Annotated in this window: 20 protein-coding genes; 14 read left to right on the top strand and 6 right to left on the bottom strand. The window is 73.3% G+C overall.

Annotated elements, in window-relative coordinates; translation table 11 throughout:
- Positions 1 to 29: 29 nt before the first annotated feature.
- The gene (locus ABD324_RS35775; RefSeq protein ID WP_344427894.1) at positions 30 to 764 is read right to left on the bottom strand and encodes an IclR family transcriptional regulator; all 735 of its coding nucleotides are present in this window, start codon (positions 762 to 764) and stop codon (positions 30 to 32) included.
- 134 nt (positions 765 to 898) lie between these two features.
- Here ABD324_RS35775 and ABD324_RS35770 point away from each other — a divergent pair, with 134 nt between their 5' ends.
- From ABD324_RS35770 to ABD324_RS35735, 8 genes are read left to right on the top strand one after another with little or no spacing between them, the layout of a single operon-like run.
- Positions 899 to 1,702: an ABC transporter ATP-binding protein gene (locus ABD324_RS35770; RefSeq protein ID WP_344427891.1), complete on the top strand. Its 804-nt coding sequence runs from the start codon at positions 899 to 901 to the stop codon at positions 1,700 to 1,702.
- A gap of 10 nt (positions 1,703 to 1,712) precedes the next feature.
- Complete coding sequence (locus tag ABD324_RS35765; protein WP_344427888.1) at positions 1,713 to 2,531, top strand: ABC transporter permease; 819 nt, start codon at positions 1,713 to 1,715, stop codon at positions 2,529 to 2,531.
- A 31-nt stretch (positions 2,532 to 2,562) separates the two neighbouring features.
- Positions 2,563 to 3,606: an ABC transporter substrate-binding protein gene (locus tag ABD324_RS35760; RefSeq protein ID WP_344427885.1), complete on the top strand. Its 1,044-nt coding sequence runs from the start codon at positions 2,563 to 2,565 to the stop codon at positions 3,604 to 3,606.
- Positions 3,603 to 4,991 carry an MmgE/PrpD family protein gene (locus ABD324_RS35755; RefSeq protein WP_344427882.1) on the top strand — a complete coding sequence of 463 codons (1,389 nt, stop codon included), beginning with the start codon at positions 3,603 to 3,605 and terminating at the stop codon, positions 4,989 to 4,991. Before ABD324_RS35760 ends, ABD324_RS35755 begins: the two co-directional genes overlap by 4 nt.
- Positions 4,988 to 5,779 (top strand): SDR family NAD(P)-dependent oxidoreductase, encoded by a 792-nt coding sequence (locus tag ABD324_RS35750; protein WP_344427879.1) that lies wholly within the window; start codon positions 4,988 to 4,990, stop codon positions 5,777 to 5,779. The genes ABD324_RS35755 and ABD324_RS35750 overlap by 4 nt, the downstream gene beginning before the upstream one ends.
- The gene (locus tag ABD324_RS35745) at positions 5,776 to 6,903 is read left to right on the top strand and encodes a CaiB/BaiF CoA transferase family protein (protein WP_344427876.1); all 1,128 of its coding nucleotides are present in this window, start codon (positions 5,776 to 5,778) and stop codon (positions 6,901 to 6,903) included. Before ABD324_RS35750 ends, ABD324_RS35745 begins: the two co-directional genes overlap by 4 nt.
- Complete coding sequence (locus ABD324_RS35740) at positions 6,900 to 7,985, top strand: CoA transferase (RefSeq protein ID WP_344427873.1); 1,086 nt, start codon at positions 6,900 to 6,902, stop codon at positions 7,983 to 7,985. Before ABD324_RS35745 ends, ABD324_RS35740 begins: the two co-directional genes overlap by 4 nt.
- A 41-nt stretch (positions 7,986 to 8,026) precedes the next feature.
- On the top strand, positions 8,027 to 9,346 hold the full coding sequence (locus tag ABD324_RS35735) for an MmgE/PrpD family protein (RefSeq protein WP_344427870.1): 1,320 nt from the start codon (positions 8,027 to 8,029) through the stop codon (positions 9,344 to 9,346).
- Here the strand turns inward: ABD324_RS35735 and ABD324_RS35730 are convergent.
- Positions 9,294 to 9,776: a hypothetical protein gene (locus ABD324_RS35730; RefSeq protein WP_344427867.1), complete on the bottom strand. Its 483-nt coding sequence runs from the start codon at positions 9,774 to 9,776 to the stop codon at positions 9,294 to 9,296. The genes ABD324_RS35735 and ABD324_RS35730 overlap by 53 nt on opposite strands.
- Positions 9,777 to 10,001: 225 nt before the next feature.
- Here ABD324_RS35730 and ABD324_RS35725 point away from each other — a divergent pair, with 225 nt between their 5' ends.
- Positions 10,002 to 11,576: an ABC-F family ATP-binding cassette domain-containing protein gene (locus ABD324_RS35725; RefSeq protein ID WP_344427865.1), complete on the top strand. Its 1,575-nt coding sequence runs from the start codon at positions 10,002 to 10,004 to the stop codon at positions 11,574 to 11,576.
- Between the two features lie 125 nt (positions 11,577 to 11,701).
- Here the strand turns inward: ABD324_RS35725 and ABD324_RS35720 are convergent, their stop codons facing one another.
- The 3 genes from ABD324_RS35720 to fbaA are packed head-to-tail and all read right to left on the bottom strand — an operon-like array spanning position 11,702 to position 14,260.
- Complete coding sequence (locus ABD324_RS35720; RefSeq protein WP_344427863.1) at positions 11,702 to 12,787, bottom strand: FUSC family protein; 1,086 nt, start codon at positions 12,785 to 12,787, stop codon at positions 11,702 to 11,704.
- The gene (locus tag ABD324_RS35715; RefSeq protein WP_344427860.1) at positions 12,784 to 13,191 is read right to left on the bottom strand and encodes a DUF3151 domain-containing protein; all 408 of its coding nucleotides are present in this window, start codon (positions 13,189 to 13,191) and stop codon (positions 12,784 to 12,786) included. Before ABD324_RS35715 ends, ABD324_RS35720 begins: the two co-directional genes overlap by 4 nt.
- A gap of 34 nt (positions 13,192 to 13,225) precedes the next feature.
- The gene (gene fbaA / locus ABD324_RS35710) at positions 13,226 to 14,260 is read right to left on the bottom strand and encodes a class II fructose-bisphosphate aldolase (protein ID WP_344427857.1); all 1,035 of its coding nucleotides are present in this window, start codon (positions 14,258 to 14,260) and stop codon (positions 13,226 to 13,228) included.
- A gap of 106 nt (positions 14,261 to 14,366) precedes the next feature.
- On the opposite strand from fbaA, the gene ABD324_RS35705 reads away from it, so the two are divergent.
- From ABD324_RS35705 to ABD324_RS35685, 5 genes are all read left to right on the top strand, one after another.
- Positions 14,367 to 14,981, top strand: a complete 615-nt coding sequence (locus ABD324_RS35705; protein WP_344427854.1) for a SigE family RNA polymerase sigma factor — start codon at positions 14,367 to 14,369, stop codon at positions 14,979 to 14,981.
- 7 nt (positions 14,982 to 14,988) lie between these two features.
- Positions 14,989 to 15,246, top strand: coding sequence for a hypothetical protein (locus ABD324_RS35700; protein ID WP_344427851.1), 258 nt, complete (start codon positions 14,989 to 14,991; stop codon positions 15,244 to 15,246).
- Positions 15,247 to 15,272: 26 nt separating this feature from the next.
- Positions 15,273 to 16,016, top strand: a complete 744-nt coding sequence (locus ABD324_RS35695) for a DedA family protein (protein ID WP_344427848.1) — start codon at positions 15,273 to 15,275, stop codon at positions 16,014 to 16,016.
- A gap of 12 nt (positions 16,017 to 16,028) precedes the next feature.
- A complete protein-coding gene (locus ABD324_RS35690; protein ID WP_344427846.1) occupies positions 16,029 to 16,697 on the top strand; it encodes a DedA family protein in 669 nt (222 codons plus the stop codon).
- Positions 16,698 to 16,781: 84 nt separating this feature from the next.
- A complete protein-coding gene (locus ABD324_RS35685; protein WP_344427844.1) occupies positions 16,782 to 19,001 on the top strand; it encodes a S8/S53 family peptidase in 2,220 nt (739 codons plus the stop codon).
- Here ABD324_RS35685 and ABD324_RS35680 read toward each other — a convergent pair.
- The gene (locus ABD324_RS35680; RefSeq protein ID WP_344427842.1) at positions 18,998 to 20,038 is read right to left on the bottom strand and encodes a glycoside hydrolase family 76 protein; all 1,041 of its coding nucleotides are present in this window, start codon (positions 20,036 to 20,038) and stop codon (positions 18,998 to 19,000) included. The genes ABD324_RS35685 and ABD324_RS35680 overlap by 4 nt on opposite strands.
- Positions 20,039 to 20,055 lie beyond the last annotated feature (17 nt).

Raw genomic sequence — 20,055 nt, 5'->3', positions numbered from 1 at the left:
ACACCCCCCACCGAGCTGCGACGACACCGTCACGAACGGGCCGCCTCGCGGAGGGCGGCGAGCGCCTTGTCCACGGTGTCCGGGTCCATGCGGTCCCGCGGGCCCACGAGGTTCAGCGCCGAGGGCGGGCCGTCCCCGGACAGCGGGAGCGGCACCGCGACGGCCAGGGCCCCCGGCACCGTCTCGCCCGTGCTCGTGGCCCAGCCGCGGCGGCGGGTCAGCTCGATCTCCTCGAGCAGCTCGGTACGGGGCAGGCCCCACGCGTCCGACGCCGGGAGGTCGACGATGCGGTGCACCTCGTCCGCCGGGAGCTGGGCGAGGATCGCCTTCCCGGCGGCGCCCGCCGTGAGCGGATAGGTCTCGCCGACGCCCGAGGTCACCCGGATCCCCTGGCGCGACACCTCTTCCGCGATGCAGACGCGCCGGTCCCCGACCCGGATGTGCAGGCTGACGGTCTCGTCGAAGCGGTCCCGCAGCGCGGCGAGCAGGGCGCCCTGGTGGCCGTTGACCCGCGTCTCGCTCATCAGGCGCGCCAGCCGGAGGATCTGCGGGCCGGGGCCGTAGGCCTTGCCGGCGCCGTGCCGGGCGAGATACCCGTTGCCCTCCAGGGCTTTCGCGATGCGGTGCGCCGTCGGGACCGAGACCTCGATGACGGCGGCGATCTCCGTGGCCGTCATCGTGGTGCGCTCCGCGGTGAACGCGGAGAGCACGGCCAGCGCCCGGGTGATCGCCTGGGACCCGCGCGGGGAGGTGCCGTCGTCCATCGGTCCCCCTTCCGTCCGCACCGATCCTCGCACCGCCTTGACGCATCTGATGATGGCCTCCTAGCCTCGTTTTGCACAGCGTGAAATGCGATTCCACGATATGAAACAACTGGCGCTCGACGAAGAGGTCCGCCATGAGCAGTGGAACGACAGCCCTCCGCGACGGAGAGGTGCTCGCCCGGTTCGACGACGTGAGCGTGACCTTTCCCGACACGGCGGGCCGCCCGCTGCCGGTGCTGAGCGGCCTGGACCTGGAGATCCGGCAGGGCAGCTTCACCGCGATCGTCGGGCCCAGCGGCTGCGGGAAGACGACGATCCTCAACCTGCTGGCGGACGCCATCGAACCCACCTCCGGCACCGTGACGATCGGGGGCGAGCCGCCGGGGAGCGGTGCCGCCCGCGCGGGCTACCTGCTGGCCCGGGATGCGTTGCTGCCCTGGCGGTCCGCCCACAAGAACGTCGAGCTCCCCCTCGAGCTGCTCGGCACGCCGGCGGGCGAGCGGCGCCGGATCGCGGCGGCGCTGCTGGAACGGGTCGGGCTCGCCGGGTACGGGGACCATGCCGTGAAGGCGCTCTCGCACGGCATGCGTCAGCGCGTTTCGCTGGCCCGGATCCTCGCCTACGACCCGGACATCATGCTGCTCGACGAGCCCTTCAGCGCCCTCGACGCGCAGACCCGGATGAAGGCGCAGGAGTTCTTCCTCGAGGTCTGGGCCCGGGACCGCAAGACCGTCGTGCTGGTCACCCACGACATCCAGGAGGCCCTGTTCATGGCCGACGAGGTGCTCACGTTCTCGCCCCGCCCGACCCGGCTGCTGCGCCGGTTCACCGTGGACTTCCCGCGCCCCCGCGAGATCGAGGACCTGCGCCGGACGCCGGCGTTCAACGAGATGTACGACGAGATCTGGCGCCTGCTCAAGAGCGACGTCGAGTACTGAGGGGGACCGGATGACCCAGCTGGACGTACCGGCCACGACGACCCCGCCCGACCTGCCCGACCGGCGCCGCCGCCCGCGCGCAGAGACGGTGCGGGTGTTCGTCCTGCGGGTGCTGCTGCTGGTCGTGATCCTCGGGGTGTGGCAGTGGGTCGGCGGCCTGTCGAGCCACAACCAGTTCTTCTACAGCCAGCCCACCGAGATCGTGGCGTCGCTCGGCACCCTGCTGACCTCGGGCACGTTCTGGGTGGACCTGCGCTACACCATGATCGAGACCCTGCTGGGGTTCCTGATCGGCGGGGTCGCCGGGGTGGTCATCGGCTTCGCGCTGGCGTTCTCCCGCACCGCGTACCGGGTGATCGACCCCATCATGAACGCGCTGAACTGCCTGCCGCGCATCGCGCTGTCGTCGCTGTTCATCCTGTGGTTCGGGCTGGGCATGGAGTCGAAGATCGCGCTGGCGATCAGCCTGGTGTTCTTCCCGCTCTTCCTCAACGCCTACCGCGGCGCCACCACCGTCGACGCCGACCACGTCCTGCTCATGCACACCTTCCGGGCCTCCCGCCTGGAGCTGGTCCGCAAGATCACCCTGCCGGCCACCGCACCCTGGGTGATCACCGGCGCGAAGCTCGGGATGGCGCAGGCACTCGGCGGCGCCATCATCGGCGAGATCATCGCGTCCCAGCACGGCCTCGGGGCCGCGCTGAACACGGACGCGCAGGCCTTCGCCACCGGTGAGGAGTTCGCGATCCTGCTGGTGCTCATCGTGATCGCCCTGATCTTCAACGGCGTCTTCACCGTGCTCGAGAACCGCACGTCCGCCTGGCGCTGAGCGCCTTCTCACGACACGAGGGAGTGTCACCATGCGCCGAACACGCCTGTTCGTCGGGGCGGCCGCCGCGCTGCTCGCCCTGGTCGCCGCCTGCGGGGGCGGCGGTTCGCCCGCCCCGGCGGCGTCGGGAGCCGGGGGCAGCCCGGTCCCGGTGACCATGACCTCGTTCAACGGCAGCTTCGCGAGCCTGTCCGTGTACGTGGCGAACCGGAAGGGCTTCTTCGCCCAGCACGGGATCGCCCCGAACTTCGTGACGGTCACCAGCGGCAGCGCCGCGATGCAGGCCATGCTCTCCGGCTCCGCCGACATGGCCAACGTCGCGATCTTCGAGGCGCTCACGGCCGCGGCGAAGGGCGAGGACGTCAAGTACATCGTCGGGGCGGCCACCGGCTCCTTCGGCGAGCTCGTCGTGGGCAAGAACGTGCCGCTCGCCCACGAGCAGGCCGGCTATCCCGCCGTCATCCAGGACCTGAAGGGCAAGAAGATCGGCGTCTCGTCCAAGGGGTCGGCGACCTACTACGGCCTCGCCTACGTGCTGCAGCAGGCCGGGCTGAACCCCGACACCGACGTGACGATCGTGCCGGCCGGCGCGCTGTCCGCCCAGGTCGCGGCGCTCGACAGCGGCCAGCTCGACGCCTTCATGTCCCAGGAGCCGGTGACCACCCAGGTGACGACGTCCGGTGACGGGCGCGTGGTGTTCTACCAGTACCAGGGCAACCGGCCGCCGCTGCTGGACAACCTGATCACCAACGGCATCTCGACCACCGACAAGTACCTCGCCGCCAACCCGGCCGCGGTGAAGGGTGTGCACGACGCCGTGGCCCAGGCCGACGAGTTCATCGCCGGGCTGGACCAGGCGGGCGCCACGGACCTGGCCGACGTGGTCAGCCCGGACTTCCCGGGGATCGACAAACCCGTTCTGGCGCAGGCGATCGAGCACTACCAGAAGCTGTACTCGGCGACCATGACCAAGGCCGGCGTCGACGCCGCGAACCAGCTGCTGATCGAGAACGGCGTACTCAAGACCCCGGTGGCCTACGGGGACGTCGTGTCGGCGGAAGCGCAGTCGCAGTGACGTCCGAGCCGATTCCCGAGCTCACCATCCTCGCCGAGTACTGCGTCGCTCCCGACGACGCGATCCTGGGCGCGCCGGACGAGGAGCGCTGGGCCTGCGCCCGGCTGCTCGACGGGCTGGCGGTGCTCTCGCACGGCAGCCGCACACCCGTCGCAGCCGTCGCGCGGTCCACGCTCCCGACCGGGGGGGACGTGCTGGCCTGGCCCGATCCGGGACCGCTGCGGGCGGACGACGCGGCCTTCCAGCTCGGCGTGTCCGCGTTCGCGGAGAACTACGCGGACACCGGGCTGGGCTCGGTCGCCCACGTCAACTCGATCGTCGTCCCCGCGCTTCTCCTTGCCGCACAACGGCGTCCGCTGTCCGGGCGGGCGGCACTGGCGGCGCTGGTCGTCGGCTACAACGTGATGGAGTGGGTGGGCGGCACGCTCAACGGCGGCCGCCCGCGGATGGCCCACCAGCTGCGCGGGTTCCGGCCCACGCCGTCGGCCGGCCCGCTCGCGGCGGTCGCGGTGCTGGCCCGGGTGACGGGCTGTTCGGTCGCCGAGACCGCGAACGCGCTCGCCCTGGCGTGCTCACAGGGCGGCGGGCTCCGGCCCTCGACGGCCTCACCGACATCGGCCATCCGGATCCAGTCCGGGGAGGCGTTGCGCCGCGCGGTGCACACCCTGGATCTCGCTCGCGCCGGGATCGTCGCGCACCCGGACATGCTGCGCTGCCCCGGGGGCTTCTTCCCGGCCTATGCGTTCTCGGAGCCGGGGCCGTACCCGATCCCGGTCGCCGGCGAGCCCGGCGACCTGATGACCCGGGTCTCGATGAAGCTGGAGTGCACGCCGCACACGCTCGTCACCATGCTCGACGCGGCCCGCGCGATGCCGGACCACCCGGGCGAGGTCGAGTCGGTGACGGTCCGGGTTCCCGCGCAGCACAACGTGATCTCCGGTGGGGACAAGGCCTACCCGACGACGTTCGCCGAGGCGGTCGGGCACGTGCCCTACTGCATCGCGCTGGCCATGTGCACCGGCTCGCACCTGTTCCCCCAGGTCATCTCGGACGGGCTGGCGGACGCGGCGGTCCGGGAGCTGACGGGCCGGGTGCGGCTGGTCGTGGAGGACCGGCTCACCGCGCTGTTCGACGACGACCCGGCGTCCTGGCCGGCCGTCGTCGAGGTGCGGTGGGCGGACGGGACGGCGGACGTGGTGGAGATGAAGGCGCCGGAGACGACGCAGTGGACGGCCGACGAGGCGCTGGAGCACGCGGCGCTCAAGGCCGTGGCGCTGCTGGGGGTGGGGACGGTCGGGGGTCTGGTCGCGGAGTTCGCCGGGGTACCGGGGTGGCCGGACCTGTGGACGGCGGTCCGGGGCCACGCGCTGGGCGGTGCGGCGTGATCGACCTGGGATACGTGGGCACGGGCGCGATCGTCACCGGAGGGACCCGCGGGATCGGGCGGGCCGTCGTCGAGCTGCTGCTGGCGCAGGGGGCGCGGGTGCTCGCGGTCGGCAGCCGGGAGGCGACGGCGACGCAGCTCGCGGCCGAGATCGACCATCCGGGGCTGGTCACGGCGGCCCAGGACATGCGGGAGCCGGACTGCGGGGAACGCCTGGTCGCGGAGGCCGTCGGCGCGTTCGGCGGGCTCGATCTCGTCGTCAACAACGCGGCGGCCTTCGGCTACAAGCCCCCGGCGGAGCTGGGCCGCGAGGACTGGGTGGAGCTGTTCACTCTCAAGGCGCTGGGGTACTGGTCCCTGGCACGGGCCGCGACCCCGGCGCTGGTGGAGCGGCGCGGCGCGATCGTCAACGTCTCCGGGGTCGCGGGGATCGTCGCCAGCCCCGACTCGGCGAACGTCGGCGGGGTCAACGCGGCGGTGATCAGCATGACCGAGTCGCTGGCGCGGTCCCTTGCGCCGCAGGGGGTCCGGGTCAACGTCGTGTCGCCGGGTGCCACGGACACGGACCGCTTCGCCACCCGGACCGCCCTGTTGGCCGAGCGTGAGTCGCTCGACGCCGGGGCAGCGCGGGCGAGGCTCGCGGAGTCCGTGCCGGTCGGGTTCCCGGCCGATCCCGCCGAGCTCGCGCTGGTGATCGCGATGCTCGGCGCGCCGGCGCTGCGGTCGGTCACCGGCGCGCACGTCGTCGTCGACGGCGGCGGCACTCTCGGAGCACGGAGGCGGACATGAGGGCAGGACCACTCGACGGGATCCGGGTCCTCGACCTGACACTGTGGATGGTCGGGCCGTGGGCGGGCTCGCAGCTCGGCGCGCTCGGGGCGGACGTCCTGCACGTCGAGAAGCCCGGCACGCCGCCGGAGGCGCTCGGCCGGGTCCCCCCGACGATCGGCGGCACCTCGATCGGCTACATCGCCTGGAACATGAACAAGCGCGGGCTGGGGCTCGACCTCAAGGATCCCGACCACGTGCGGACGGCGCTCGACGTCGTCGAGAAGTGCGACGTGTTCCTCTCCAACATGCGCCCGGGCGTCGTCGACCGGCTCGGGCTCGGGTACGAGGCGGTGGCCGCGCGGAACCCGGCGATCGTCTACTGCGACGTCAACGGCTGGGGGCACGTCGGGCCGATGTCCGGCTCACCCGGCTCGGACGGCGTGCTGCAGGGCTACTCAGGCTTCTGGAGCCTCAACGGCACCGACGGGGAGTTCTACCGGCACTACACCCAGCTCGACTCGAGCACCGGCAACCTCGCCGTCGTCGGGATCCTGGCCGCGCTCGCGCACCGCCGCCGGACCGGGGTGGGGCAACGGGTCCGGATCTCGATGCTGCGGGCGGCGATGGCGCTGCAGGCCGTACCACTGGGGCTCACGCTCGCCGGGGAGCGGCTCGGGGCGAAGGGCGCGGCGAGCCAGCTGACCGCTCCCGACGACGTGTTCACCTGTGCGGACCGGCTGCACCTCGGGGTGTCCGTGACGTCGGAGGAGCAGTGGCGGGCGCTGTGCGGGGAGGTCGACGGGCTGGACCGTCCGGAGTGGGGCACCAACGAGGGCCGGCTGGCCGATCCCGCTCTGGCGCCGGCGCTCCGTGCTGCGTTCGCCGCACGCAGCAGGCCGTACTGGTTGTGGCGGCTGCGGAAGGTGGGCGTGCCGGTCGCCTATCCGCTGACCTTCGACGAGCTGCGCAGCCACCGTCAGGTGGAGCGGTTGGGGCAGTTGTCCACAGTGGACACCCACACCTGGGGACAGGTCACGACCGGTGGGTCGCCGTGGCGGTTCTCGGGTCACGACACGCACTGGTCGTCGCCGCCGCTCGCCGGTGAACACACCGAGGAGATCCTGAAGGAGCTGGGGACGTGAGCGAGTTCGCGAGCGAACCATCGGCCCGGCGCGAGCTCGCGGGCGAACCGTCGGCCGGGCGCGGTCCGCTGGCCGGGGTCACGGTGCTGCAGGCCGCCGACGGGGTGGCCGCGCCCTACTGCGGGATGCTGCTGGCGGACCTGGGCGCCGAGGTGACCGTGCTCGATCCCGAGGGCGACCGGACGCGGGGCTGGCGGGCCGACGGACTCGTCTACTCCCTGCTCAACCGGGGCAAGGGGGTCGCGGAGGGCGCGACGGGCCACGACGTCGTCCTCGTCGACACGGACTCCCTCGCGCGCCGTCCGGAGCTCCGCTCCCACGTCGAGGCGCCGACGGGGATCAGCTGCCGGTTCTCGCTCTTCGGGCCCGACGGCGGGTGGGGCGACGCTCCGCTGTCGGAGCTGGCGGCGCAGCTGCTGTCCGAGGCGACCTCGTCGGTCGGCGACCCGGGGCATCCGGGGCGGGCCGGCGTCGACATCGGCTCGACGTACGCCGGGATCTTCGCCGCGCAGGCGATCTGCGCGACGCTGGCGTGCGGCACCGAGCCCGAGGTCATCGACGTCTCGACCGTCGGCGCGCTGCTGACCATGCGGTCGACCCTGTGGGTGGCACTGTCCAATCCGGACGAGTGGTGGGGCTTCCACCTCGACAGCTACACCCGGCCGCCCTTCCGCGGCTACCGCTGCGCGGACGGGGCGATCTACTTCGACCTCCGCTTCGCCGCGTCCGTGGACTGGGACGCGCTCGTCACCGAGCTGGGGATCGCCGACGTCCGTGACGATCCGCGCTATCCCGCGCTGCTGGTGCAGGGCGCCGGCCCCACCGGCCGGTACGCCGACGAGGCGCGGGAGGTCTGGGAGCGCGGCTTCGCCGGGCGCACGGTCGCCGAGGTCACGGCGCTGCTGAGACGGTACGAGGGCAACGTCTTCCCGGTGCTGGAGTACCCGGCGCTGCTGGCGTCGGAGCAGGTGGCGGCGGTGGGCGCGGTGGTGCCGGCGACCGCCGGGGTGCCGGCGCACATCGCGCCGCCCTGGGAGTTCTCCGCGACGCCGCTGGAGCACGACCCGAGCCCGGCCCCGTGAGGGTCGATCCGGAGGAGTGGACCGAGCACCGAGGGGACCCCGTGTCGATTTCCGCACAGCTGGCCGAGTACCTCGCCGGGGCGGCCGACGCCGCCCTGCCGCCGGACGTCGAGGAGAAGACCGCGCTGCACGTCCTGGACACCCTCGCGGCCGGGATCTCCGGCTCGCGGCTGACCGCCGGGATTCGCGGGCAGGCGTACGCCGCGCGGCACCCGACGGCGGGCGGGGTGCCGATCTGGGGCACGGCGCTGAAGGTCGACGCCGGGGTCGCGGCGCTGGCCAACGGCATGGCCGCCCACGCCGACGAGACGGACGACTCGCACGCGCCCTCGATCAGCCATCCGGGCTGCGGGGTCGTGCCCGCGGCTCTGGCGCTCGGGCCGGAGCTCACCCGCGAGCACCTGTTCCGGGCCGTCGCGGCGGGGTACGACGTGGGCACCCGGCTCAACCTCGCCACCGGCACCGCCGCGTTCCGGGACCAGGGCGCCCGCAGCAGCCACGCCTTCGCGAGCCTGTTCGGCGCGGTCGCCGCCGGGGCGGTGGCGCTGCGGCTGCCGGCGGAGCGGGCGATGGCCGCGCTGTCGTACGGGACCCAGCTCGCCTCCGGCGTCACGACCTGGCTGCGGGACCGCGCGCACGTCGAGAAGGCCTTCGTGTTCGCGGGGATGCCGGCGCACAACGGGGTCCTGGCCTGCCGGATCGCCGACGCCGGCTGGGAGAGCGTCCCCGATCCCTTCGACTCCGCGCCCAGCTTCTTCGGTGCCCACGCCGAGAACCCGCACCCCGGACTGCTGGTCGACGGCCTGGGCACCCGGTTCGAGGTGATGGCCACCACCATCAAGAAGTACGCCGTGGGCTCACCCGCGCAGGCCGCCGTGCAGGCCGCGGAGGATCTCGTGCAGCAGGGGATCGTGGCCGCCGACGTCACGGCGATCGAGATCCTGTTGCCCGCCAACGCCGCCCACGTGGTCGACGGCCGGGACATGCCGGACGTGTGCGTGCAGTACCTGGTGGCGGGCACCCTGGTCGACCGCGGCTTCGGCTTCGCCATGGCGCACGACCACGCGCGTATGGAGGATCCCGAGATCCGGGCGCTGTGGCGCCACACCCGCCTCGTCCCGGACGAGGCGACCAGCGGTACGCGGGCCGGGACCGTTCGCGTGCGGATGCGGGACGACCGGGTGGTGACCGCCGTGGTCACCGACGTACGGGGGACCGCGGAGAACCCCATGACCCGCACCGAGATCGTCGCCAAGTCGGAGGATCTCCTGGAGCCGGTCCTGGGCAGGAACCGCACCCGGGAGCTGATCACGCAGGTCCTGGACGGCGATCCGTCGGCCCGGCTGGCCGCTCTCGGGTGAACCACCGGCTCGCGGCGGGCCGGAAGAGGGCGACCAGGGCGGCGGCCACGGCGAGGACGTGGACCGCCCGGAGCGTCACGATCACGAGCTGGGAACCCGTTGCGGCAGCGAGGAAGTCGGGGATCGAGCCGCCCGCCGCGAGCCAGCGGACCGGCTCGACCAGGAGCGACGCCGTGCCGATCACGCCGAGCAGCCCGGCCACCGCCCAGCGGACGGCGTTGCGACCGCTGTGCAGCGCCATCACCAGCAACGCGAGCGCGGCATAGATCAGGTAACGCGCGGCCAGGGCCGCCGGTGCGGGCGGGTCCGGGGTGAGGAGGTGCACGAGTGACTCGGCGATGCCGCAGCCAATCGCGGTGAACCACAGCGCGATCGACATCGTCACGGCGGGCGGGGCGTCGGCGTGGGCGTCGCGGACCAGAGTCTCCATGGGGGACAACGGTCCGCCGCCGAGCGCACCCGATCGATCCGGCAGGCCCCCGTTCCCGGTGGTGGTGCAGGCCCCAGGGTCGGGGAGCACTCACAGGGTTATTCGGTTGCGGGGCGCGCCGTACATCGGGATGCTGGTCGGGACATGAGGCACTGACACCCCCTGCGCCCGCGACCGCGGCTTCGTGCCCGGCGGGCGGGAGATCCGTTCTCTCGGTGGTGTCGTATGTCTGCACTCGTCTGCCATGACCTCGTCCGCACGCTGGGTACCCGGCGGGTGCTCGACGGCGTGTCGCTCGTGGCCTCGCCCGGCCACCGGATCGGGCTGATCGGCGAGAACGGCTCCGGGAAGACGACGCTGCTGCGGCTGCTCGCGGGGGCGGACGAGCCGGACGGCGGCTCCGTCGAGCGGCCGCCCGACCTCGGGTTCCTGCACCAGGAGATGCCGTACGACCCCGCCGCGACGATCGCGGACGTCGTCGACGACGCGCTGCGGGAGGCCCGCGAGGACCTGCGCGAGCTCGACCGGCTCGGCGCGGCGATGGCCGACGACCCGTCGCTCCTGGAGGCGTACGGGGAGCGGCTCGAGCGGGCCGAGCTGCACGCGGCGTGGGACGCGGACCGCCGGGCGTCACTCGTCCTCGGCGGGCTGGGGCTCGACCTACCCCGGGAACGGCCGCTCGGCACGCTCTCGGGTGGTCAGCGCGGTCGGCTCGCGCTGGCGGCGCTGCTGCTGCGCCGGCCCGCCGCGCTGCTGCTCGACGAGCCCACCAACCATCTCGACGACGCCGCGGCGGCGTTCCTGGAGGAGGAGCTGCGCGGGATGGGCGGGGCGATCCTGGTGGCCAGCCACGACCGGGCGTTCCTCGACGCGGTGTGCACGGACGTCGTCGACCTCGATCCCGCGGTGGACGGGCCGATCCGCTACGGCGGCAACTACACCGCCTACCAGGCCGAGAAGCGCGCCGAGCGGGAGCGGTGGGAGCGCCGGTTCGCCGAGGAGCAGGAGGAGCTGGCCGGGCTGCGGGTGCACGCCGGCACCACCGCCCGTCGCGTCGGGTTCGACCGGCCGATGCCCGACCGCGACAAGATGGGGTACGGACGGCGGGGCGGGCGCGTGGAGAAGCAGGTGTCCAGCCGGGTGCGCAACGCGCTGCGCCGGATCGACGAGCTGGAGCGCGACCAGGTGCGCAAGCCGCCGGAACCGTTGCGGTTCAGGGCCTCCGCCCTGGCGACGGCCGCACCCGAGGGGCTGGTGGTGTCGCTGCGCTCGGTGCACGTCCCGGGGCGGCTCTCGCTGGAGCGGCTCGACCTCACCGCCACGGACCGGCTGCTGGTCACCGGGCCGAACGGGGCCGGGAAGTCCACCCTGCTCGCGGTGCTGGCCGGAACGCTCCCGGCGGAGGGGGACGTGCGGCGACGCGGGCGGCTCCGGGTCGGGATGCTCGCGCAGGACACCGTGTTCGACCGTCCTGATCGGACGGTCGCGGAGACCTGGGAGGCGCGCCTGGGCGCGGACGCCGTACCGCTCGCGTCCCTGGGTCTGGTGGCACCGCGGGACCTGGGGACGCGGGTCGGGGAGCTGTCGGTGGGCCAGCGTCGCCGGCTCGCCCTGGCCCTGCTGATCGCGGACCCGCCCGAGGTCCTGCTGCTCGACGAGCCGACGAACCACCTGTCGCCCAGACTCTGCGACGAGCTGGAGGAGGCGCTGGGCACGGGCCCCGGAGCAGTCGTGGTGGCCAGCCACGACCGCTGGCTCCGCGACCGCTGGCAGGGCCGCACGCTGCACCTCCCCGGATGAGCGAACGGCACTCTCGCTCACTAGGTATGAGCGACGGCGCCGTTCGCTCATCGGGAGGTGGCAGTGAGCGAGCGGGCCGTTCGCTCACTAGGTATGAGCGACGGCGCCGTTCGCTCACTCGCTGATCAGAGTTCGGCGTGGAGGGCGTCTCTCGCTTCGGCTCTCGTCAGGCCCGTCGCCTGGAGGAGGTCGATGGCGAGGGAGCGGAGCTGGGCGACCATGACCTGCTCGGACATCGCGAGGGCGGTGGGTTCGCCGAGGACCGGGGCGTCGCGGACCAGGTCCAGGATCTGCGGGCGGGCGTCGGCCCGGTCCCCGCTGCCGACCTGGGCGGTCAGGGTCCGCACGGCGCGGCCGAGGTGGTCCACCGCGTCGGCGAGCCGCTCGCCGGTGGGCTCCTCGTCCTGCAGGGCCGTGAGGGCGCGGCGGGCGAGGACGCGGGTGTTGCGGAAGGCGTAGTCCGTGCGGGCGGCCAGCTCCGCGAAGCGGGCCAGCTCGGCGCGGTGCGGGCGGCGCAGCGGCGCCAGGCTGATCACCTCGCGGCCGGACTGCACGGCCGCGCGCAGCTCGTCGACCAGCGGCTGGCTGGCCCGGGCCCGTTCCAGCGCCGCGACCGCGGCCTGCTCGTCCCGGTCCCGCAGCGCGCCGGCCACGCCGAACAGCACGGCGGACAGCTCGTCGAGCGCCTTGCGGGACTGGCGCACCACCGGGCCGAGCGGGTGCGAGGGCAGCACCACCACGATCAGGATGCCGACGGCGCCGCCGATCAGGGCGTCGACCCAGCGGTCGATGCCGCCGGACTGGCCGGGCGGGAGCAGGGTGGCGACCAGCACGGCGTTCGAGGCAGCCTGCGCGACGATCAGGGTGCCGCTGTCGGTGAACACGGCGACCGCCATCGCCAGGGCCACGACCAGCCCGATCTGCCAGACGCCCGTCCCGATGGCGGACACCAGCGCGTCCCCCACCGCGACACCGACGCTGACCCCGACGACCAGCTCCGCCGCCCGCCGGACCCGCTGCCCGAGGGACGCCCCGAGGCTGAGCACGGCCGCGACCGGCGCGAAGAACGGCTGCGGGTGCCCGACCAGGTCGTGGGCGACCCACCAGGCCAGGCCGGCGGCGAGCGCGCACTGCACGATGGGCAGCGCGGCGGCCCGCAGCCGCCGCGCCCCCAGGTCCAGCCGGGTGCGGACCCGGCCGGCGAAGCTCACACGCCCAGTTCGGCGGCGGCCCGCGGGTCCGACTCGGTGAGGAAGTCGCGGATCCGCTCCACCTCGTCCGTCTCGCCGATCGCGTCCGCCGCCCGCAGCAGCGCCGCGAGGGCCCGCAGCACGCCGCGGTTCGGCTCGTGCGACCACGGGATCGGGCCGAAGCCCTTCCACCCGTTGCGGCGCAACAGGTCCAGCCCGCGGTGGTAGCCGGTGCGGGCATAGGCGTAGGCCGCGACCGCCTGCTTCTCGGCCAGCGCGTTCTCGGCGAGGATCGCCCAGGCCAGCGACGACGCCGGGTTGGCGGCGGCGACGTCGGCCGGGTCCTCGCCCGCCTCGAGCGCGGCCGCGGCGGGATCGATGGGAAGGCGGGTCGGCTCGGGGCCGAGCAGGTTGCCGTGGGTCATGGCGCCCAGCGTGCCACCCGGCCCCGCCGGGCGATCAGCCTGCCAGGGCCTTCCCGGCCGACCGCAGCGACTCGCACGCCTCGACGACGCGCTCGGACATCCCGACCTCGGCCAGCTTGCCGTAGGAGCGCGGGTCGTAGGTCTTCTTGTTGCCGACCTCGCCGTCGATCTTCAGCACGCCGTCGTAGTTCGAGAACATGTGCGCCGCGATCGGGCGCGTGTAGGCGTACTGGGTGTCGGTGTCCACGTTCATCTTGACGACGCCGTAGCCGAGCGCCTCGTGGATCTCCTCCAGCAGCGAGCCGGAACCGCCGTGGAACACGAGGTCGAACGGCTTCGAGCCCTCGGGCAGGCCGAGCTTGCGCGAGGCGACCTCCTGGCCCTCCTTGAGGATCTCGGGGCGGAGCTTGACGTTGCCCGGCTTGTACACGCCGTGCACGTTGCCGAAGGTCGCCGCGAGCAGGTAGCGACCCTTCTCGCCGCCGCCCAGGGCCTCGACGGTGCGCTCGTAGTCGCCGGGCGCGGTGTAGAGCTTGTCGTTGATGTCGTGGGAGACGCCGTCCTCCTCGCCGCCGACAACGCCGATCTCGATCTCCAGGACGATCTTCGCCTTGGCCGCCTCGTCGAGCAGCTCGGCCGCGATCTTCAGGTTCTCCTCGAGCTCGACCGCGGAGCCGTCCCACATGTGGGACTGGAACAGCGGGTTCCGGCCCTTGTCCACCCGCGCCTGGCTGATCGCGATCAGCGGCCGGACGTAGGTGTCCAGCTTGTCCTTGGGGCAGTGGTCGGTGTGCAGCGCCACGTTCACCGGGTAGGAGTCCGCGACGACGTGGGCGAACTCGGCGAGCGCGGTGGCGCCGGTGACCATGTTCTTGACCCGGGTCCCGGAGAGGAACTCCGCACCACCCGTGGAGACCTGCACGATGCCGTCGCTGCCCGCCTCGGAGAAGCCGCGCAGGGCCGCGTGCAACGTCTCGGAGCTGGTCACGTTGATGGCCGGGTACGCGTAGGCACCGCTCTTGGCCTTGTCCAGCATCTCGTTGTAGATCTCGGGGGTGGCGATCGGCATCTCTCGAGCCTCCTCGGGTCGTCTCGTCCGTTTTCGTCGGCGCCAGTATCGCCCACCCGGGGCGACGCACGGAGAGGCCGATGTCACGCTCGATAAGGTGGCGGCCGTGACGGTCGGGGACGGGGAGAACTTCGAGAGCGCGGTCGAGCGCACTCTGACGAAACTGCGGCGGATCGACTCCCGGCCCGATCCGACCGTCGAGGCACCGGCACCCGCGGCGCCCGACTCCCCGCTCACCCTCGCGGACCTCTACCGGGACCACCGGATGCGGCTCGTGCGCCTGGCCGTGCTGCTGGTCGACGAGCCGGCCACCGCGGAGGACGTCGTGCAGGAGGCGTTCACCGGGCTGCACCGGCACTGGGGTGGGCTCCGGGACGAGGCGGCCGCCGTCGCCTACCTGCGCACCGCCGTCGTCAACGGGTCCCGGTCGGTGCTGCGCCGGCGCCGCACCGCGCGCGAGTACGTGGCGCCGCACCAGGTCACGGCCCGCTCCGCCGAGTCGCTCGCGATGCTCTCGGCCGAGCACCAGGCCGTCGTCGACGCGCTGGGCACGCTCCCGCCGCGACAGCGCGAGGTCCTGGTGCTGCGCTACTACGGCGGGCTGTCCGAGGCGGAGATCGCCGAGGCGGCCGGGATCACCCGCGGGACCGTGAAGTCGACGGCCAGCCGGGCGCTCGACACGGTGGCCCGTGTGATGGCCGAGCGGTCGGGTGGAAGATAGACCCGTCATGACGAGTCCCGGAGTGCCGCGTCCCGGTCACGGCGAGCCCGCCCAGCGGCTCGCCGAGGCCCTCCACGCCCAGGCCAGCACGCACTCGTCCGCCGGGGTGCCCCGGCCGCGGCCGCCGGCGCCCGGGCAGGATCCGGCGCTGCGCCGGCAGATCGCCTGGGCGCTCGCGATCGCCCTGCTGGCCGGTCTGGTGCTCGGTTGCGCGATCGCGCTGGTGTCGCTGCTGTTCCCGGGGGTCCTCCCCACCGTCGGCTGACATCGGAGCCCGGTACCGTGGGATTCGTGACGAGCTACGCCACGACCACCCTCGCCCTCGGTCCCTCGTGGCTGAAACCCGATGTGATCATCGACTGGCTGGGGCCGTGGGCACTGCTGGGCCTCGCTCTGATCATCTTCGCGGAGTGCGGCCTGCTCCTGGGTTTCTTCCTGCCGGGCGACTCCCTCCTGTTCACCGCCGGGCTGTTCGTGGCCGCGGCCGCGAGCGGCCAGCCGGGGATCCAGACACCGCTGTGGCTGGTCTGCCTGATCCTCGTGGTGGCGGCCTTCGCCGGCAACGTCGCGGGGTACTACATCGGCCGGGCCGCTGGGCCCGCGATCTTCGACAAGCCGAAGAGCAAGCTGTTCAAACCCGAGCACGTCACCAAGACGCAGGGGTTCTTCGACAAGTACGGCAACCGCGCGATCGTCCTCGGACGGTTCGTGCCCATCGTCCGCACGTTCATCACGGTGATGGCCGGCGTGGGCAGGATGGAGCCGAAGCGGTACTTCACGTACTCCCTGATCGGGGGCGTGGCCTGGGCCGCGGGTGTGACCGTGCTCGGCTACTTCCTGGGCCAGTTCGACTTCGTGAAGAACAACATCGAGCTGATCCTGGTCCTGGTCGTGCTGCTGTCGGTCGTGCCCATCGCGATCGAGTTCTGGCGGGCGCGCCGGGAGAAGCGGCACGCCGCACCGGCCGGTGCGGCGGACCTGGATCCGGACGCCACCGTCCAGCTGCCCGTGGTGCGCCCGCCGCACCGTCCCTGACCTGGAGGAGCCGTGCGCGAGACGGTCCTGGCCTTCGACCCGTTGGGGTCCGCGGGTCCGCTCACCGTCTGGATCGTCGTCCTCTCGTTCGTGTTCCTGGAGTGCGCGTTCGTCGTCGGGCTGTTCCTGCCGGGCGACTCGCTGCTGATCGCGGCCGGGGTCGTCCTCGCCGCCCACCACCAGGAGCTCTCGGCCTGGCTGCTCTCCGCCGCCGCGGTCCTCGTCGCCGTGGCCGGCAACCAGGTCGGCTACCTCGTCGGGCGCTACACCGGCACCCGGATCAAGACCCGCCAGGGCGGCCGGATCCTCACCCGCGCGAACCTCGACCGGGCCGGCCGGTTCCTGGACCGCTGGGGCTTCTGGTCGATCGTCGTGGCCCGCTGGGTGCCGTGGATCCGCACCCTCGCCCCGACGATCGCCGGCGCCGCCCGCATGGACAACCGGAAGTTCGTACTGGCCAACCTGGTCGGCGGGATCGTCTGGGTGCCCACGCTGCTGATGATCGGGTACTACGGCGCCGGGCTGCTCGACGAGATCCCGTGGGTGCGCCACGTGGCCGTGATCGGGGCGATCGCCTTCTTCGTGATCGGCACGGCCTACGGGCTGTTCCGGTACGTCCAGGAGATCCGCAAGCCGGTGGACGAGGACGAGCCGGCCCCGGCCGCCGATCCGGGCCACTGACCTGTATCTGCGGAACGCGACCCGTGCGCACATCGCGCATTTCGAGGATTTTCGTCCCGCAACGGTGGCCCTAGTGTCCGAGGCATGCCAGCGCGCGTCGAGATCGTGCCCGATGCCCCCTTCACCCTGCTCGCCGAGGAGCAGGCCGGCCTGAGCGGCCTGCCGATCGCCGCGGCCGGCACCACGCTCTTCGTGGCGGACACCGCGTTGGTGAACGCCGACGATCCCGCCCTGGCCGGGATCCTCGCGAGCCGGCCCGACCTCGTCCTCGAGACCTTCGACCTGCCCGAGCCGCCGCCGGGCGTCGACCGGTCGCGGCTGCGCAGCACCGAGGGGATGCCGCGGCTCGGCCGGCTGCGCTTCCCCGGGGCCGCGCAGTCCGTGGCCCCCCTCGCCGACCTGCTCGACGAGGACCTCGCGGTGAGCTCGGCACGGGCGGCGGGCACCCTCGCCGTGCTCGCCGACCTCGCCGCACAGGGCCTCCGGGTGTCGCCGGACGTCGTCGGCACCCTGCCGGCCCTCCCGCCGTCGAGCAGCTCCGAGCAGAACGGCTCCGACGCCTACCGGCGCCCGGAGTTCACCGGGCCCACCCAGATCGCCCGCGCCTGGCAGCTGGTGGACGCCTACCGCTCCCTCAACGGGCCGATGGCCGCGGTCCAGATCGGGGTGATCGACAGCGGCTTCTGGCTCGACGCCACCGGCATCCCGCTGGGCAGCCCGCCGTGGCTGCGCGCGCCCGTGCAGCAGTGGGACCTGGCCGCCGACCGCCCGCCCGCCTCCGGCGCCGCCGGACCCACGCCGTGGCACGGCACCGGGACGGCGGCACTGGCGGTGGCGCCGCACGACGACATGGCGGGCATCGCCGGGGTGGGCGGCACGGTCGCCACCCCGTTCCTCTTCCGGTGCGACCGCTCGGTCTCGCAGATCATCCGCGGGGTGCAGCTCTGCACGGCCTGGGGCGTCGACGTGATCAACATCAGCATCTCGATGCAGGTCGGACACTTCGGCCCGTTCGACAGCTTCCCCGACGACGACTTCAACGACATGTTCAGCTGGGCCCGCCGCAACGGCGTGGTCATCGTGGCCAGCGCCGGGAACGACGGTGCCGAGCTGCCCGACCTCGACCTCCGCCCGCAGACCCGTACCCCCGGGGTGATCACCGTGGGAGGCCTGAACGGGCCGGCCGCCACCACGGCGATGCCGGAGTCGAACTACGGCGTCTCGGTCGACATCTGGGCGCCGGGCCGAGACGTCCGGATCGGACCGGACCCGACGTCGGCCAAGAGCCAGAAGGTGGCCGGGACCTCGTACTCGTCGCCGATCGTGGCGGGCGTCGCGGCGATGCTCAAGGCGATCGACTTCCGCCTGGACGTCGACGCGGTCCAGCAGATCCTGCAGGAGACCGGCTGGGTGGGCACCGACGGCCGGGTCACCCGGGGCGTCGACGCGGCCGCCGCGGTGTGGAAGGTGATGGGCGGGCGGCTCCCGGACGACGGCCGCGAGCCCAACAACAGCCCCGGCGCCGCGGTGCCGTTGCTCACCGACGGCGCGGGCGGGCTCGTGCCCAACACGATCGGCTCCATCGCGCTCTCCGCCCGCGGGGACCAGGACTGGTACCGGTTCGACGTCGCCGAGTTCAGCACGCTCGACGTGACGCTGGACGTCGCGACCGGGATCGGGCCGGCGTTCTGGCGGCTGGAGCCGGAGGACCCGAACGCGGCGGTCTCGACGCTGCGGCTCGGCGGCGACGACGCCCACCAGACCGGGCACGCCAACCGCGTCCCGCCGGGGCGCTACCGGATCGTGGTGTCCGGCGGGCCCACCGTCTACGACCTGCGGGTGGCCCTCACCCCGCGCCCGATCTCCGCCGACGACTTCGAGGACAACGACACTCCGGGGACCGGCACGCTGATCCAGCTGCAGCCCACCGGGCCGATCGACCCGCACGTCATCGCCCAGGGGCCCGGCACGTACGACCTGACCCTCGACACGTCGTCCGACGTGGACTACTTCCGGGTGGAGGACGTGCCGCGGCCGTCGGGGCACCGGAAGTCGCTGGTGATGGTCGGGAACGCCGACTCGCCGGTCGAGGTCACGGTGATGACCTACGACGGCAGCCGTCCCCTGCGCACCGGCACCGGGGGACACGACGCCGTGGTGCTGAACCTGGAGCCACCGAAGTGCCTGGTGCGGGTGCGGAGCACCACGGGTGTCCGCACCCGGTACTCGATCACCTTCGACTTCATGGTCGACGTGACGGTGCTCCCGCCGATCGACGTGAAGACGCTGCCCGGAGGGCCCTAGCGTCCTCGCTCGACCCGGGCCGCCGCTTCGAGGAGCATCCAGCCGCTGAGCTGCACGGACAGGTCGCTCTCCGGGGTGCCGGCCGTCGCGACGCGGGCCGGGCGGCGCCAGTCGTGGGCGAACGTGGGGCCCTCCGCGCGGTGCGCCCAGACCGACTCCGCGCTGGCCAGCACGAGCTCGCGGGCGTGGGGAAGGTCGGGTCGGCGGACCGCGGCGTCGGCGAGGTAGCGGGCGAGGATGCCGTTGAACAGGCCGCCGTCGCCCCCGTCGTCGTAGCCGCCGATCACACCGCCGGGGCCGGCCAGGTGTTCGGCGGTGGCCTCGAGGACCCGGCCGGCGCGCTCGGCCCAGCGCGGGTCGCCGTCGCGCTCGGCGAGCTCCACGCAGGCGCCGAGGTAGACGCCCTGGCAGTAGGTGTACGTGGTCGCGGCGACCTCCCGGACGGCGCCGGTGGCGTCGAGCCGGATGCCGTCCCTGACCAGCCCGGACGCCGGGTCGACGAGGACATCGGTCATCCAGTCCGTGAGCGCGGTGGCGCTGCGGACGTCTCCCGTGCGGGCCAGCAGGATCGCGGCGGGACCGTTGGCGGGGGCGTTCTTGAAGTCGTCGCCGCGGCGCCACCAGATGCCGCCGCCCCCGTCCGCCGAGTGCCCCTCACCCAGCCGGGTGGTGATCGCCGCGACGGCCCGGGGGCCGGGGCGGGTACGGAGGCCGGCGCGCTGCACCGCCAGGCCGAACCAGGCGATGTCGTCGAAGTAGTCGTTGGTCCAGCGGCCGAGGTTGCGGATCCGCACGCCGCGGACCATCCCGGCGATCGCCGCCGCGCGCCGGACGTCGGGGGCCCTGAGCTGGGCGTCGACCAGGCAGTCGAGCAGGTGGGCCTGCCACCAGTAGTGCCAGGGGCCGAGCACCCGCGCGCCGGTGCTGCGGATCCGGCCGATCCGGGTGCCCGGCAGCGCGCCGCCGATCCGGTGCAGGAACCGCCGGGTGACGGCCCGCTCGGCCGCGGCGGCGCGTTCTGTCCACAGGGTGCCCATCACGACGATCCTCGCAG

Origin of the sequence: Pseudonocardia ailaonensis (assembly GCF_039531635.1) — a bacterium.
Lineage (GTDB): Bacteria > Actinomycetota > Actinomycetes > Mycobacteriales > Pseudonocardiaceae > Pseudonocardia > Pseudonocardia ailaonensis.
The sequence above is the reverse complement of the archived record's forward strand: the minus strand, read 5'-3'. Positions and strand labels throughout refer to the sequence as shown.